Here is a 13883-nt window from a genome sequence, read left to right as displayed (position 1 = left end):
GGGCATGCAGGGCCAAGAGAGACTGTTCGGTGCGGCGTGTCGCGCGTTACGCGGCGATCGCTTCTTCGGCCTGCGGCGCAGCGGCCGCAGCCGGCGTCGCGTCTTGCCGGATCAGGTAGTCGAACGCACCGAGCGATGCCTTTGCGCCTTCGCCGACCGCGATCACGATCTGCTTGAACGGCACCGTCGTCACGTCGCCGGCCGCGAACACGCCCGGCACCGACGTCGCGCCGCGTGCATCGACGACGATCTCGCCGTGCTTCGACAGCTCGATCGTGCCCTTCAGCCATTCGGTGTTCGGCACGAGGCCGATCTGCACGAACACGCCTTCGAGATCGATGCGCTTCGTGTCGCCCGAGCGCAGATCCTTGTAGACGATCCCGTTCAGCTTGCTGCCGTCGCCGGTCAGTTCGGTCGTCTGCGCCTGCGTGACGATCGTCACGTTCGGCAGACTGCGCAGCTTGCGCTGCAGCACGTCGTCCGCGCGCAGTTGCGTGCCGAATTCGATCAGCGTGACGGCTTTCACGATGCCGGCCAGATCAATCGCGGCTTCGACGCCCGAGTTGCCGCCACCCACCACCGCGACGCGCTTGCCCTTGAACAGCGGGCCGTCGCAGTGCGGGCAGTAAGCGACACCGCGGTTGCGGTATTCGCGCTCGCCCGGCACGTTGATTTCGCGCCAGCGCGCGCCGGTCGCGAGCACGATCGTCTTCGCCCTCAGCACCGCGCCGTTCGCGAGACGGATCTGGTGCAGGTCGCCCGGAATCAGCGCATCGGCGCGCTGCACGTCCATGATGTCGACGTCATACTGCTTCACGTGCTGCTCGAGTGCGGTCGCGAACTTCGGTCCTTCGGTTTCCTGCACCGATACGAAGTTCTCGATCGCCATCGTGTCGAGCACTTGGCCGCCGAAACGCTCGGCCACGACGCCCGTCGCGATGCCCTTGCGTGCCGAGTAGATCGCGGCGGCCGCACCGGCGGGGCCGCCGCCGACGATCAGCGTGTCGAACACCGGCTTGTTTTCGAGCGACTTCGCGGCACGGGCGCTGGCGCCCGTATCGAGCTTCGCGAGGATTTCCTTCACGCTGCTGCGGCCCTGGCCGAACGATTCGCCATTCAGGAACATCGTCGGCACGGCCATGATCTGGCGCGCGTCGACTTCGTTCTGGAACAGCGCGCCGTCGATCGCGACGTGGCGGACGCGCGGGTTGATCAGCGACATCACGTTCAGCGCCTGCACGACTTCCGGGCAGTTCTGGCACGACAGCGAGAAATACGTTTCGAACGCGTAGTCGCCGTCGAGCGCACGGATCTGTTCGATCACGTCGTCGTCGAGCTTGATCGGATGGCCGCCCGTCTGCAGCAGCGCGAGCACGAGCGACGTGAATTCATGGCCCATCGGGATGCCGGCGAAGCGGATGCCGGCCGGCTTGCCGGGCTCGCCGATCGAGAACGACGGCTTGCGCTCGGCGTCGTCGCGGCGTTCGGTTACGGTCACGCTCGACGTCAGCGACGCAATCTCGTTCAGCAGCGCAAGCAGTTCCTGCGACTTCGCGCTGTCGTCGAGCGACGCGACGAGTTCGATCGGGCGCGTGATCTTTTCGAGGTACGCTTTCAGTTGGTTCTTGAGATTGGCGTCGAGCATGGCGTTTCGGATTCCGTATTGATAACTCTGGTCGGGCACGTCGTGCCGGAGGAGGGCGCGGGCCGCGCGAGGCGGCCCGGGGTGATGCTTGTTGCGCGCCCCGTGCGAGGCGCGCGGCGACCCTTAGATCTTGCCGATCAGGTCGAGCGACGGGGTCAGCGTTTCCGCACCCGGCGTCCACTTCGCCGGGCACACTTCACCCGGGTGTGCCGCGATGTATTGCGCAGCCTGCACCTTGCGCAGCAGTTCGCCTGCGTCGCGGCCGATGCCGTTGTCGTGGATTTCGCACAGCTTGATCTCGCCTTCCGGGTTGATCACGAACGTGCCGCGCAGTGCCATCCCTTCTTCCTCGATCAGCACGTCGAAGTTGCGCGACAGCGTGAGCGTCGGGTCGCCGATCATCGGATACTTGATCTTGCCGATCGTGTCCGACGTGTCGTGCCAGGCCTTGTGCGTGAAGTGCGTGTCGGTCGACACGCCGTAGATTTCGACACCCAGCTTCTGGAATTCCGCGTAGCGGTCGGCGAGGTCGCCCAGCTCGGTCGGGCAGACGAACGTGAAGTCGGCCGGGTAGAACACGACGACGGACCACTTGCCCTTGAAGTTCTCTTCGGTCACGGGCACGAAATCGCCGTTGTGGTATGCGGTTGCCTTGAACGGTTTGATTTGGGTGTTGATGATCGGCATCTTGCGAGTTCCTTTTGCTGGGGTGTTGATGAAGTGTTCCCAGTATCCGGGTTCACCCCAGGTTTGTGAAATTGCTTGTTTCAATCCGCGGCATCGGGAATTTCTATCTGCTTCCGGCCCCTGTTCGTGGCGGTCGATCCGTTTCGCGAGCGCGCGCATGCTGTTGCGGGTGATCGGTAACTTGGCTGGGGTGTCCGCGATCTGCGTGCGGCCGCCGCGCGCGTGAAGGGCAATGGAGGCGTCATGGCGCGCGTCGGCGCATTGGGCGTATTGGGCGTATTGGACGGAATGAGGCCGCGGGCCACATTCGATTTCATGCATCGCGTGATTAGATCGACGCACGCACGCACGCACGCACGCACGCACGCGACGCTCACGCGCCAGGGTATCGGCGTCGCGGTGTTGGGCTGCACGGAAATATGGATCGCCGCATGCACGCTGCGCGATGCGCCGTTTGCGATGCGATCGAGCACGGCTGGGGGGGGGGCACGCAGCGTGATGCGGACGGGCGAGTATCCGTCGCGCTCGACGGACACCACTCACGCTAGATCTGATAAGGCGCGCGGACGCCGGGTTCGGTAACGGGAAAATCCCTCGTGTTGCGCGACACGAGCAGCAGGCCGTTCACTTGCGCGGACGCCCAGATGATCGCGTCGGGCAGGCGCATGCGATGTTCCTTGCGAATCGTTACAGCGCGATTCGCGACCGTGCCATCGAGCGGGATGATCGCGAACGACGAAAGCCACGCGCGGAGCGCCGCGTCGTCGCTGGCCGTCGCGCCGACCAGGACTTCCATCCAGGTAACGATGCTGATCGCGCGGTAGTCGTAGCGGGCGAGTTCCGTTCGCGCGGCCTCCACACCACCCAGGTAGTCGATCAGGATGTTGGTGTCGAAGAGGGCTTTTACCATTCCGCGCGCAGTGCCTCCTGATACGCGAGCCCGTCGAGCGCGCGGTTTCTCCAGAGGCCGAACACGGTGTCGGCGGGGTGCGGCCGGCGCTGCGCGAGGCAGGCGGCCAGATTCGTGCGGCCGGAATGCCGGGCCGCGTCGTGGGTGTCGAAGTGTGCTTTTACCATTCTGAGCGCAGTGCCTCCTGATAGGTGAGCCCGTCGACCGCACGATCTTTCCAGAGACCGAACACGTTGTCGGCATGCGAACGCTTGTGCTGCGCGATATACGCGTCGATCGCATCGCGAATGATCGCAGCGCGAGGGCGTTGCTCAGTCTCGACGATGGCGGCCAGCTCGTCGAGCTGGCCATTCGACAGATCAACCAGAATGCGGCTCATCGCAACCTCCGATATACGATATGCATATCATATATATCCCTGCCGGCACCCGCAAGGCGCCCGGCGTGGCAGAGGGGGCTGCCGGAGGGGAGCGCGAACAGCCGCCCACCCGCGTGTTCACGTCGCCATTTTCCTCAGCCATTCGGCCAGCCGTCGCGCGCCGTCCGGCATGTCCGCATCCTCGCGCGTGCACAGGTAGTAGTCGCGCCCGTCGTCGAGCGCGTGATCGAACAGCTTCACGAGCTCGCCGCTCGCCAGTTCGCGCTCGACCAGCGGCGCGCGCAGCAGCGCGGCACCGAGATCCGCGCGCGCCGCGCTCAGCGTGAGCTGCCCGTCCTCGAACATCGGCCCGACCGCGTGCGACACATGGCGCACGCCGGCGCCCTGCAGCCAGTTGACCCACGTGCTGCGATCCTCGTCGTGCACGAGCGGGGCATGCGCGAGGTCGGCCGGCGTGCGGAACGGCCCGTGGCGCTTCAGGAACGACGGGCTGCACATCGGCACCATCGCGCCCGGCAGCAGCCGTTCGCAACGGTAGCCGGGCCAGTCGCCGGTGCCGAAGCGAATCGACAGGTCCGACGCGTCGCTTCGGTAGTTGCGGTGGTGCGCATACAGCACGGTCACGTCCACGTCGGTGTTGTCGGCGAGGAACGCATGCAGCCGCGGAATGAACCAGCCGATGCCGAGCAGCGGGATCAGGCTGATCGTGATTTGCCGCAGCGACGAACGATCGCGCACGAAGCGCGTCGCGCTGCGCAGCACCGAGAACGCGGCGCTGATCGAACGGTAATAGTCGCGCCCTTCGTCGGTGAGCGCGAGCAGCCGGCCTTCGCGCACGGTCAACGGCGTCTGGATGAATGCCTCGAGCAGTTGCAGCTGATGACTGACCGCGGACGGCGTGATGTCGAGTTCGTGCGCGGCCGCGGTGACCGAGCCGAGACGTGCGAACGCCTCGAACGCGCGGACGGCGCGCAGCGGCGGATCGTGCGGCAATTGTTCGATATTTTTCATGTATCGAATTTTATAGAAAAATCAGGGTAAGCGACAACATAAAAATATCCTGTATTTACAGGCAATTACGTTATTGTGTCGAGAATGGAATAAGCATCCAACAATTGAGTATTTGGGGCGAGGGTGCTGAATCTTTAATATTTTTCATGTTTTGATCAGAACCGCAGATCCCCGCACATGAAAATCGCTTTCTTTCCCGTCAGCCTCGCATTCTCCGCGGCCACGCTGATCGCGTCCGTTCCCGCCTTCGCGCAATCCGCGCCGCAGACGATCCTGATCGGTCTCGCCGCGCCGCTCACCGGCCCGTCCGCACGGATCGGCAAGGACCTGCAGAACGGCGCGCAGCTCGCGATCGACGACGCGAACGCGAAGCATCCGAGCATCGGCGGCAAGCCGGTCGTCTACAAGCTCGTCGCGGCCGACGATCAGTCCGACCCGCGTACGGCCGTCGCGGTCGCGCAGCAGCTCGTCGACCAGCACGTGATCGGCGTCGTCGGCCACTGGAATACGGGCTGCAGCGTGCCGGCATCGCGCGTCTATCGCGATGCGGGCATTCCGCAGATCGCGCCGGCGTCCACCGGCCACCAGTACACGCAGCAGGGCTACGCGACGGCGTTCCGGATCATGGGTCACGACGATGCGGGCGGCAACTTCACCGGCGCCTATGCGGTGAAGACGTTGAAGGCGAAGCGCATCGCGGTGATCGACGATCGCACGTCGTTCGGCGCGGGGCTGGCCGACCAGTTCATCAAGGGCGTGCAGGCGAACGGCGGCACGATCGTCGATCGCCAGTACGTGAACGACAAGACCACCGACTTCAGCGGCGTGCTGACCGCGATCAAGGGCAAGCGCGCGGATCTCGTGTTCTTCGGCGGGCTCGATGCGCAGGCGGCACCGATCGCGCGCCGGATGCGCCAGCTCGGCGTGAACGCGCCGCTGCTGGGTGCGGGCGGCTTCGTGAGCCAGACCTTCCTGTCGCTCGCGGGCAAGGACGGCGACGGCGTGACGGCGCTCGAGCCGGGCCTGCCGCTCGACCGGATGCCGGGCGGCAAGGCGTTCGACGCGCAATACCGCGCCCGCTTTCACGCGCCGATCGAGCTGCACGCGCCGTTCGCGTACGACGCGGCGGCCACGCTGATCGCCGCCGCGCAAAAGGCCGGCACGACGCAACCGGCGAAGCTCGTCGCGGCCGTGCGGGCGATCGACCGTGCCGGCGTGACCGGCCGGATCGCGTTCGACAACGAAGGCAATCTGAAGGACCCGGCATTCACGATCTATCAGGTGCGCGGCGGCAAGTGGACCGTCGTCGACGTGCTCGGCGGCGCGCGCACCGCAGCGAAATAACGACGGAGACGACCCCATGACCGATACCACCCAGGCATCCGCCGCCGCAGCGCCGGACGACACGCGCCTCGGGATCCTCGCGCGGCGCCGCATCGAAGCGGAAATCATCAAGCCGATCTACGAGATCATGAAGCGCGAATTCGGCACCGAGCGCGCGCAGGCCGTGATCGCGGAAGCCGTGCGCGGCGCGGCCGTCGACGCGGGCCGCTCGTTCGCCGCGCAGGAGCCCGACGGCACGAGCGTGCAGTCGTTCATCGCGCTGCAGGTGCTGTGGGAGAAGGACGACGCGCTCGACGTCGAAGTGCGGCGCGCGGACGACGCGCACTACGACTACGACGTGCATCGTTGCAGCTACGCGGAGATGTACCACGCGATGGGGCTCGGCGAGATCGGCCACCTGCTGAGCTGCGCACGCGACAGCTACTTCATCGACGGCTACGACCCGCGCATCGCGCTGACGCGCACGAGCACGATCATGCAGGGCGGCAAGCGCTGCGATTTCCGCTATGCGCTGCAGACCACGCCGCGCGACGACGCACCGGAGAGCGGCAATGCGTGACAACCTCGCGCTTGCGCCGCGCGTCGACAGCGAGCGCCTGTGGGCATCGCTCGAACGGATGGCGCAGATCGGCGCGACGCCGAAGGGCGGTGTCTGCCGGCTCGCGCTGACCGATCTCGATCGCGCGTCGCGCGACCTGTTCGTGCAGTGGGCGCGGGACGCCGGCTGCACGGTGCGCGTGGACCGGATGGGCAACGTGTTCGCGCGGCGCGCGGGCCGCAATCCCGATGCCGCGCCGGTGCTGACCGGTTCGCACGCCGATTCGCAGCCGACGGGCGGCCGCTACGACGGCATCTACGGCGTGCTCGGCGGCCTCGAAGTCGTGCGCGCGCTCAACGATGCGGGCATCGAGACCGAGCGCCCGATCGACGTCGTGATCTGGACCAACGAGGAAGGCTCGCGTTTCGCGCCGGCGATGATCTCGGCCGGCGTGTTCTCCGGCGTCTATACGCTCGAATACGGGCTGTCGCGCACCGACGGCGCGGGCAAGACGATCGGCGAGGAACTGGAGCGGATCGGCTATGCGGGCACGGAGCCGGTCGGCGGTTATCCGCTGCATGCCGCGTACGAGCTGCATATCGAGCAGGGCGCGATTCTGGAGCGCGCCGGCAAGACGATCGGCGTCGTGACGGCCGGGCAGGGGCAACGCTGGTACGAGGTGACGCTCACGGGCGTCGACGCGCACGCGGGCACGACACCGATGGAATTCCGTCGCGACACGCTCGTGGGCGCTGCGCGGATGATCGAATTCGTGGATGCGCTCGGCCGTCGCCATGCGCCGCACGCCCGTGCGACGGTCGGGATGATCGAGGCACGGCCGAATTCGCGCAACACGGTGCCGGGCGGCTGCTTCTTCACGGTGGAATTTCGCCATCCTGACGATGCGGTGCTCGACGCACTCGATGCCGCGTTGCGGGCGGAGCTGGCACGCGTGGCCGACGCCGCCGGGCTCGGCGCGCAGATCGAGCAGATCTTCAAGTATCCGCCGGTGCCGTTCGCATCGGCCTGCGTCGGAGCGGTGCGCGATGCGGCGCAGGCGCTCGGGCTGTCGCACATGGACATCGTGTCCGGCGCGGGCCACGACGCGTGCTATGTCGCGCGCGTCGCGCCGACCGGCATGATCTTCGTGCCGTGCGTCGACGGCTTGAGCCACAACGAGGCCGAGGCGATCACGCCGGAATGGGCGGCCGCCGGGGCCGACGTGCTGCTGCGCGCGGTGCTGCACAGCGCGCAGGAGCCGGGCGTCTGAGCGGCGCGGCTTACTTGTCGGCGTTGCGCCGCGCCATGTAGGTGAGGTAAGCGACGATCTGGTCGAGTTCCCGGTCGCTCAACTGATCGGGCGGGAAGGCCGGCATCACGCGGCCCGGCCAGTCGCGCACCGACGCCGGGTTGCGGATGTAGCGGCGCAGCGCGGCGGGCTGGAAGTAGTCGACCGGGTTCATCGGCGTGTTCAGGTCCGGGCCGGCGTGGCTGCTGCCCGCGCCGTCGAGCCGGTGGCACGCGAGACATTGCGTGACGAACAGCCGCTGGCCCGCGCGGGCCGGATCGTTCGCCGGCAGCGCAGGATCCACGGCGAGCGACGGCCAGCGTGCGAGCGGCGACGATTCGATCGTGATCCGGGCGATCTGATAAGGCCACTGCTCGCCGCGCACCGACGACGCGTCCGGCCCCAGCCACACGAGATAGAACGGCCCGGCGCTGACCGGCTTGCCGGGCAGCTTCGGCCACGGATGAGCCGGATCCTCGATCGCGAGCCACGCAACGGCGCCGGCCGGCGCGCCGCGGCGCACGAGCGCCAGCGGCAGTTGCGCGGCGAAGCCGTCGGCCGCGCGCGTTTCGAGCACGCCGGACGCCGGCAGCGGCGTGTCGCCGAGCAGCGCGGCAAACGGCACCGCGCGGAACGTCATCGGCCGGCCGTACGCGATGTCGCGCGGCACGTGGATGTCGGTCGCATCGGGGCGGGCAAGTAGCGCCTGCCGCGTCAGGACGCGCGGCGCGCCGTCGGTATCGAGTTCGAGCGAGCCTTGCGCGGCCGCACGCGCGGCGATCAGGCACATCGTCAGCAGCAACAGCGAAAACCACTGGCGCTTCAGCATTCGTTCTCCGTGGAAGGGCGTTCCGGCGGCGACAGGCAGGCGAGCGCCGCGGCCGATGGATGGAATCGGGCGACAGTCTATCCGGTACGGGCGGCGCTGGCGACTTCGGCGCGGGGGTGGCGTAGTGCCAGGGATTGGGCCGAAAAGTAGCGACTGATACCGCGCTGGGGCGAAGCGTGCGCGATACGTTACCGGCTGCCGCCTGCGCTGCGACGCGCGATGCGAACGGCCGGCGCGAGCGGTCGTTCGGTGGCGGTCGTGCTGTCGGTCGCGACGCGTGGCCGGTTCATGATGTAGGTCCACAGCTGTTCGGCGGCGAGCCCGCGCTTGCGGGCCGACCGGTACAGGCGGATCTCGAGCTCGGTGATCCAGTGTTCCGAGCCTGCACGCACGAGCGAGCCTTCCGCGAGTTCCTTCGCGACGCAACTCTCCGGCAGCCAGCCGATGCCGTGTCCGGCCACGACCATGCCCTTCAGCGCTTCGGACATGTGCGTCTCGAAGCACCGGTGCAGCGCATACGACTCGGATGCGTTCAGCAACAGCATTTCGACGACGTTGCCGAGGAACGCACCCGATGAATACGCGAGCAGCGGCAGCGGCGCGTCTGGTGTGCCCGGCAGTTCGAAGACGGGCTTGCCGCGTGCGTCGGGCGTCGATACGGGCAGGATCCGTTCGACGCCGAGCGTGACGAACGGGAAGTGGTTCGGGTCGAGCACGATCGGCAGTTGCGGATGGTGATAGCCGAGCAGCAGATCGCATTCACCTTCGACGAGCTGCTGCACGCCCTCGGGCACGTTCACCGCATTGACGCGCGCGGTCACGTGGCCGACTTCGCCGTTCAGTTGCTTGAGCCATTCGGGAAACAGCGTGAACACGAGCGTATGCGCGACTGCAAACCGCACGACCTGGTCGCTCGCCGCGAACTGGTCGTAGCCGTTTACGAGATTGCGTGCCGCATACATGCTGCGCAGGATGTCGGCGGCCAGCCCGCGGAACATCTGCCCGGCCGGCGTGAGCGCGATCGGATTGATGCTGCGGTCGACGAGCTTCGCATCCATCCACGTTTCGAGCGCGGCAATTCGTCTGCTGAATGCCGATTGCGTGAGATGCCGATGACGCGCGGCCCGGGAAAAGCTCTTGGTATCCGCGAGGCTCAGGAAATCTTCCAGCCACTTTGCTTCCATTTCGATCTTCGCTTTTTATAGTCGGGCGCCCACGGGGGCGGCGGCGCCGTTTCGCTGCACGAACCTTCTAGACTACCGCGCCTCACGCGTGCGCAGCCGATGTTTTTTTTCGATCGGTGTCAGTCGAAATATGCATGAGCGTTGTCGGCGGCATTACGGCTACATACGGTTGAGGCGCCGGACCCGGCTAACCGGTTGGTTCATCGCGTCGAACGACGGGTTGGCCGCAGACGGTACTTCCCCAGGGCCGGCCGCGCCGGTTGCGTGGCCGGTCCGCCCTTCGCGACAGGCGGGGGCGGGGGTCGGCACGGGCCGCCGCATCGCGCCAGGGCCGCGCGACGCGCGCATTGGTGCGGTGCAGATTGCATCCGCGTGACACGCGGGGAAACTATGTTCGACAGGCGCGGCGCCGGCCGCGCGAGCGCGATGCGCCGATGCGCCGGTTCGAACCGTCTTGCACCGTCGTGGTGCGGCGTGGCGCGCGGGCGTGCGCGGATGACGCGAAAAGGGGGAATCGACGGGGGTCAAGCAAGGCACGTTCCTTGCGAAGCAGTGGTTACGCCGGTCCGGCATGCGCAATGCCGGGGAGAACGATGGAGAACAATTCGATGAAACCGTTCGATGAAATGCTGCAATCCGGCGAAATGGTCAGGGCGCCTTATGCGCGCCTGAAGCAGTGGCTCGACACGCAGAACCCCGCGAGCCTCGCCCAGAAAGCCCACGACGCGGAAGGCGTGTTCCGCAGGACGGGCATCACGTTCGCCGTGTATGGCGACGCCGAGGCCGCCGAGCGGCTGATTCCGTTCGATATCGTCCCGCGCATCATTTCGGGGGCCGAATGGAGCCGGCTGTCGCTCGGCATCGAGCAGCGCGTGATGGCGCTCAACGCGTTCCTCGACGACATCTACCACCGCCAGGAAATCGTGCGCGCCGGCATCGTGCCGAAGCACCTGATTGCGCACAACGAAGCATTCATTCCGGAAATGATCGACTTCCGGCCGCCCGGCAACGTTTACACGCACATCATCGGCGTCGACATCGTGCGCACCAGCGAGAACGCGTTCTACGTGCTGGAAGACAACGCGCGCACGCCGTCGGGCGTGTCGTACATGCTGGAAAACCGCGAGACGATGATGCAGCTCTTCCCGGAGCTGTTCCAGCAGGTCAAGGTGCGCCCGGTCGAGACCTATCCGCAGATGCTGCGCCAGTCGCTCGCGGCCGTGTGCCCGCCGAACGGCAACGCCGACAACCCGACCATCGCCGTGCTCACGCCCGGCATCCACAATTCCGCGTACTACGAACATTCGTTCCTCGCCGACCAGATGGGCGTGCACCTCGTCGAGGGCAGCGACCTGCAGGTGGTCGACGGACGCGTCGCGATGCGTACCACCGAGGGCTTCCGGCCGATCGACGTGCTGTACCGCCGCGTCGACGACGCGTTCCTCGATCCGCTCACGTTCCGCCCCGATTCGGTGCTCGGCGTGGCCGGGATCATGGACGTCTACCGCGCCGGCAACATCACGATCGCGAACGCGCCCGGCACCGGCATCGCCGACGACAAGGCGATCTATTCGTACATGCCGGAGATCGTCGAGTTCTACACGGGCCGCAAGGCGCTGCTGGAGAACGTGCCGACCTGGCGCTGCGGCGAGGCCGACAGCCTCAAGTACGTGCTCGAGCATCTCGACGAACTGGTCGTGAAGGAAGTGCACGGCTCGGGCGGCTACGGGATGCTGGTCGGCCCGTGCGCGTCGAAGGCCGAACTCGAAGCATTCGCCGCGAAGCTGCGCGCGCGGCCCGCGAACTACATCGCGCAACCCACGCTGGCGTTGTCCACGACGCCGATCCTGACCGAAGCGGGCCTTGCGCCGCGCCACGTCGACCTGCGGCCGTTCGTGCTGGTGTCGGACCGGATCCGCATCACGCCGGGCGGGCTCACGCGTGTCGCGCTGAAGGAAGGATCGCTTGTCGTCAACTCGAGCCAGGGCGGCGGCACCAAGGACACCTGGGTGCTGGCCGACTGAGCCGGGCACGACCGCGCGCGTCGCAGCCGGCGCGCGAACCGAACGAAGACGGAGTGGACACGAGATGCTTCTGGGACGAACTGCGAGCGGTCTCTACTGGATGTACCGCTATATCGAGCGCGCGGAGAACATCGCGCGCATCGTCGATGCCGGGCTGCGGATGGCGCTCACGCGCACGTCCGACGCGCCGGCCGAATGGTCGTCGGTGCTGGTCAGCTCGGGCGCGGACGACGGCTATCGTCAGAAGTACGACGCCTATGCCGCCGATACCGTGACCGACTACCTGCTGCGCGACCGCGACAACCCGTCGAGCGTGCTGTCGTGCATCGAGGCCGCGCGCTCGAATGCTCGGATGGTGCGCACGGCGCTCACGCGCGAAGCGTGGGAGAGCGTCAACGGCGCGTGGCTCGCGCTGCGCCGCGCGCTCGCGCAGCCGGTGCCGGAGAGCGCGCTGCCGGCCGTGCTCGACGAAGTGAAGCGCGAGACCGCGCTGATCCTCGGCAGTTTCTACAGCACGATGCTGCGCAACGAAATCTTCGATTTCGCGCAGATCGGCGCGTACGTCGAGCGCGCGGACAACACCGCGCGCATCATCGACGTGAAATACCACCTGCTGCTGCCGTCGGTGTCGCACGTCGGCACGATCCTCGACAACTATCAATGGGAGACCATCCTGCGCTGCGTGGCCGCACACCGGTCGTATCGCTGGGTGTACGACGTGCAGTACAAGCCGATGAACATCGCCGACTACCTGATCCTGAACGGCCGCATGCCGCGCTCGCTGCGCTATTGCTACGGGCGCGTCGTGTCGAGCCTGAACCTGCTCGCGAAGGATTACGGCGTGACACACCCGTGTCACGACACGGCCACGAAGATCCTGCAGATGCTGTCCGATACCACGGTCGAGCGGATCTTCAAGAGCGGCCTGCACGAGTTCCTGACCGACTTCATCGGCCGCAACAACAGCCTCGGGGTCGACATCGCCCAGGCCTACAACTTCGACTGAGACTTGCCATGCGACTCGCCATCCGACACATCTCGCGTTATCAGTTCGACGATCAAGCCACCCATGCGCTGCAACGGCTGCGGCTGCGCCCGCAATCGGGGCCCGGGCAGACGGTGCGCGCGTGGCAGGTCACGATCGACGGCGTCGAGCCGACGCTGTCGTATGCCGACGGGCTCGGCAACCGGATCGACCTCGTGCGCCACGAGCGCGGCCCGAAGCACGAGATCGTCGTGGTCGCGGCCGGCGTCGTCGAAACACAGGACCGTGCAGGCATCGTCGGCAATCCGGAGGGATATGCGCCGCCCTGGATCTTCGAGCGCGAGACGGCGCTCACGAAAGCGGGCGAGCTCGTGCGCGAGCTCGCGCAGGCGCTGCCGATCGAGCCGCGCAGCCTCGATGCGCTGCACTGGCTGATGACGGAAGTGCACGGCCGCATCGCGTACGCGCCGAACCTGGCGGCGGACGCGCCCGTCGACGCCGAAACCGCGTTGCAGAACGGCGAGGGCACGAGCCGCGACCATGCCCATGCATTCATTGCAGCCGCACGCGCGTTGAAGGTGCCCGCGCGCTACATCTCCGGCTACGTGCTTGCCGACAGCGCGATGCAGCGCATCGCCGACGCGAAGCAGAGCGCTGGCGGGGAAGACACGGAGGAAGCGCTCGCGTTGCAGAGCGGCGACGGCATGCAGCAGGCGCTCGGCGCGTCGCATGCCGCGCAGTCGATGGGTGCGCCGCACGCGGCGCTCGCCGCGCAGCAGCAGGGCGTTGCGCTGATGCAGCAGCCGGCCGGCCATGCATGGGCCGAGGCCTACGTCGAAGGGCTCGGCTGGGTCGGCTTCGATCCGTTCATGAACCGCTGCCCGGACGAGCGCTACGTGCGCATTGCCGTCGGTCTCGACTATCGCGACGCACAGCCGGTGACGGGGCTCGGCGCGCGCGCCGTCGGCGTCGAGATCAGCGTCGTGCAGTCGCCGGAACTGGTCTGACGCGCCCCTTCGCCGAACCCGTCGTGCCGTGCCGCCGCCGCAGTAGCAGCGG

The 13883-nt window shown here is 67.0% G+C and carries 14 protein-coding genes; 6 read left to right on the top strand and 8 right to left on the bottom strand.

What is annotated here, in order from left to right; all coding sequences use genetic code 11:
- Positions 1-46 precede the first annotated feature (46 nt).
- The 6 genes from ahpF to BX604_RS20210 all read right to left on the bottom strand — a co-directional run bounded on the left by ahpF (position 47) and on the right by BX604_RS20210 (position 4632).
- A complete protein-coding gene (gene ahpF / locus BX604_RS20230; protein ID WP_098552365.1) occupies positions 47-1645 on the bottom strand; it encodes an alkyl hydroperoxide reductase subunit F in 1599 nt (532 codons plus the stop codon).
- A 123-nt stretch (positions 1646-1768) separates the two neighbouring features.
- A complete protein-coding gene (gene ahpC / locus BX604_RS20225; protein WP_006750178.1) occupies positions 1769-2332 on the bottom strand; it encodes an alkyl hydroperoxide reductase subunit C in 564 nt (187 codons plus the stop codon).
- A 544-nt stretch (positions 2333-2876) separates the two neighbouring features.
- Positions 2877-3242 carry a type II toxin-antitoxin system VapC family toxin gene (locus tag BX604_RS20220; protein ID WP_098552364.1) on the bottom strand — a complete coding sequence of 122 codons (366 nt, stop codon included), beginning with the start codon at positions 3240-3242 and terminating at the stop codon, positions 2877-2879.
- Positions 3236-3409: a hypothetical protein gene (locus BX604_RS39030; RefSeq protein WP_179894830.1), complete on the bottom strand. Its 174-nt coding sequence runs from the start codon at positions 3407-3409 to the stop codon at positions 3236-3238. The genes BX604_RS20220 and BX604_RS39030 overlap by 7 nt, the downstream gene beginning before the upstream one ends.
- Positions 3403-3621 (bottom strand): ribbon-helix-helix protein, CopG family, encoded by a 219-nt coding sequence (locus BX604_RS20215; RefSeq protein WP_098552363.1) that lies wholly within the window; start codon positions 3619-3621, stop codon positions 3403-3405. Before BX604_RS20215 ends, BX604_RS39030 begins: the two co-directional genes overlap by 7 nt.
- A 117-nt stretch (positions 3622-3738) precedes the next feature.
- On the bottom strand, positions 3739-4632 hold the full coding sequence (locus BX604_RS20210; protein ID WP_098552362.1) for a LysR substrate-binding domain-containing protein: 894 nt from the start codon (positions 4630-4632) through the stop codon (positions 3739-3741).
- Between the two features lie 177 nt (positions 4633-4809).
- Between BX604_RS20210 and BX604_RS20205 the strand changes: the two genes are divergently transcribed.
- Genes BX604_RS20205 through BX604_RS20195 form a run of 3 tightly spaced genes read left to right on the top strand, consistent with a single transcriptional unit; the run spans position 4810 to position 7784 of the window.
- Entirely contained in the window at positions 4810-5976 is a 1167-nt protein-coding gene (locus tag BX604_RS20205; RefSeq protein ID WP_098552361.1) for a branched-chain amino acid ABC transporter substrate-binding protein, read from the top strand.
- 16 nt (positions 5977-5992) lie between these two features.
- Complete coding sequence (locus BX604_RS20200; protein ID WP_098552360.1) at positions 5993-6535, top strand: L-2-amino-thiazoline-4-carboxylic acid hydrolase; 543 nt, start codon at positions 5993-5995, stop codon at positions 6533-6535.
- Positions 6528-7784: a Zn-dependent hydrolase gene (locus BX604_RS20195; RefSeq protein WP_098552359.1), complete on the top strand. Its 1257-nt coding sequence runs from the start codon at positions 6528-6530 to the stop codon at positions 7782-7784. The genes BX604_RS20200 and BX604_RS20195 overlap by 8 nt, the downstream gene beginning before the upstream one ends.
- 10 nt (positions 7785-7794) lie before the next feature.
- Here BX604_RS20195 and BX604_RS20190 read toward each other — a convergent pair whose 3' ends face one another.
- Both BX604_RS20190 and BX604_RS20185 read right to left on the bottom strand, forming a co-directional pair.
- On the bottom strand, positions 7795-8631 hold the full coding sequence (locus tag BX604_RS20190) for a cytochrome c (RefSeq protein ID WP_098552358.1): 837 nt from the start codon (positions 8629-8631) through the stop codon (positions 7795-7797).
- 188 nt (positions 8632-8819) lie between these two features.
- On the bottom strand, positions 8820-9815 hold the full coding sequence (locus BX604_RS20185) for a LysR substrate-binding domain-containing protein (protein ID WP_098552357.1): 996 nt from the start codon (positions 9813-9815) through the stop codon (positions 8820-8822).
- A 608-nt stretch (positions 9816-10423) separates the two neighbouring features.
- Between BX604_RS20185 and BX604_RS20180 the strand changes: the two genes are divergently transcribed.
- The 3 genes from BX604_RS20180 (at position 10424) to BX604_RS20170 (ending at position 13831) form a co-directional block, all read left to right on the top strand.
- Positions 10424-11839, top strand: a complete 1416-nt coding sequence (locus BX604_RS20180) for a circularly permuted type 2 ATP-grasp protein (RefSeq protein WP_098552979.1) — start codon at positions 10424-10426, stop codon at positions 11837-11839.
- Positions 11840-11903: 64 nt separating this feature from the next.
- Positions 11904-12845: an alpha-E domain-containing protein gene (locus tag BX604_RS20175; RefSeq protein WP_098552356.1), complete on the top strand. Its 942-nt coding sequence runs from the start codon at positions 11904-11906 to the stop codon at positions 12843-12845.
- An 8-nt stretch (positions 12846-12853) separates the two neighbouring features.
- Positions 12854-13831, top strand: coding sequence for a transglutaminase family protein (locus tag BX604_RS20170; protein WP_098552355.1), 978 nt, complete (start codon positions 12854-12856; stop codon positions 13829-13831).
- The last annotated feature ends 52 nt before the right edge of the window (positions 13832-13883 follow it).

It is taken from the genome of Burkholderia sp. JKS000303, assembly GCF_002563755.1.
GTDB classification, from domain to species: domain Bacteria; phylum Pseudomonadota; class Gammaproteobacteria; order Burkholderiales; family Burkholderiaceae; genus Burkholderia; species Burkholderia anthina_B.
This window is presented reverse-complemented; position numbering and strand designations above follow the sequence as displayed.

What these genes read in the sequence shown, in the direction of transcription:
- ahpF (WP_098552365.1), bottom strand. Translation starts at nt 1,645, where the DNA reads ATGCTCGACGCCAATCTCAAGAACCAACTGAAAGCGTACCTCGAAAAG.
- ahpC (WP_006750178.1), bottom strand. Translation starts at nt 2,332, where the DNA reads ATGCCGATCATCAACACCCAAATCAAACCGTTCAAGGCAACCGCATAC.
- BX604_RS20220 (WP_098552364.1), bottom strand. Translation starts at nt 3,242, where the DNA reads ATGGTAAAAGCCCTCTTCGACACCAACATCCTGATCGACTACCTGGGT.
- BX604_RS39030 (WP_179894830.1), bottom strand. Translation starts at nt 3,409, where the DNA reads ATGGTAAAAGCACACTTCGACACCCACGACGCGGCCCGGCATTCCGGC.
- BX604_RS20215 (WP_098552363.1), bottom strand. Translation starts at nt 3,621, where the DNA reads ATGAGCCGCATTCTGGTTGATCTGTCGAATGGCCAGCTCGACGAGCTG.
- BX604_RS20210 (WP_098552362.1), bottom strand. Translation starts at nt 4,632, where the DNA reads ATGAAAAATATCGAACAATTGCCGCACGATCCGCCGCTGCGCGCCGTC.
- BX604_RS20205 (WP_098552361.1), top strand. Translation starts at nt 4,810, where the DNA reads ATGAAAATCGCTTTCTTTCCCGTCAGCCTCGCATTCTCCGCGGCCACG.
- BX604_RS20200 (WP_098552360.1), top strand. Translation starts at nt 5,993, where the DNA reads ATGACCGATACCACCCAGGCATCCGCCGCCGCAGCGCCGGACGACACG.
- BX604_RS20195 (WP_098552359.1), top strand. Translation starts at nt 6,528, where the DNA reads ATGCGTGACAACCTCGCGCTTGCGCCGCGCGTCGACAGCGAGCGCCTG.
- BX604_RS20190 (WP_098552358.1), bottom strand. Translation starts at nt 8,631, where the DNA reads ATGCTGAAGCGCCAGTGGTTTTCGCTGTTGCTGCTGACGATGTGCCTG.
- BX604_RS20185 (WP_098552357.1), bottom strand. Translation starts at nt 9,815, where the DNA reads ATGGAAGCAAAGTGGCTGGAAGATTTCCTGAGCCTCGCGGATACCAAG.
- BX604_RS20180 (WP_098552979.1), top strand. Translation starts at nt 10,424, where the DNA reads ATGAAACCGTTCGATGAAATGCTGCAATCCGGCGAAATGGTCAGGGCG.
- BX604_RS20175 (WP_098552356.1), top strand. Translation starts at nt 11,904, where the DNA reads ATGCTTCTGGGACGAACTGCGAGCGGTCTCTACTGGATGTACCGCTAT.
- BX604_RS20170 (WP_098552355.1), top strand. Translation starts at nt 12,854, where the DNA reads ATGCGACTCGCCATCCGACACATCTCGCGTTATCAGTTCGACGATCAA.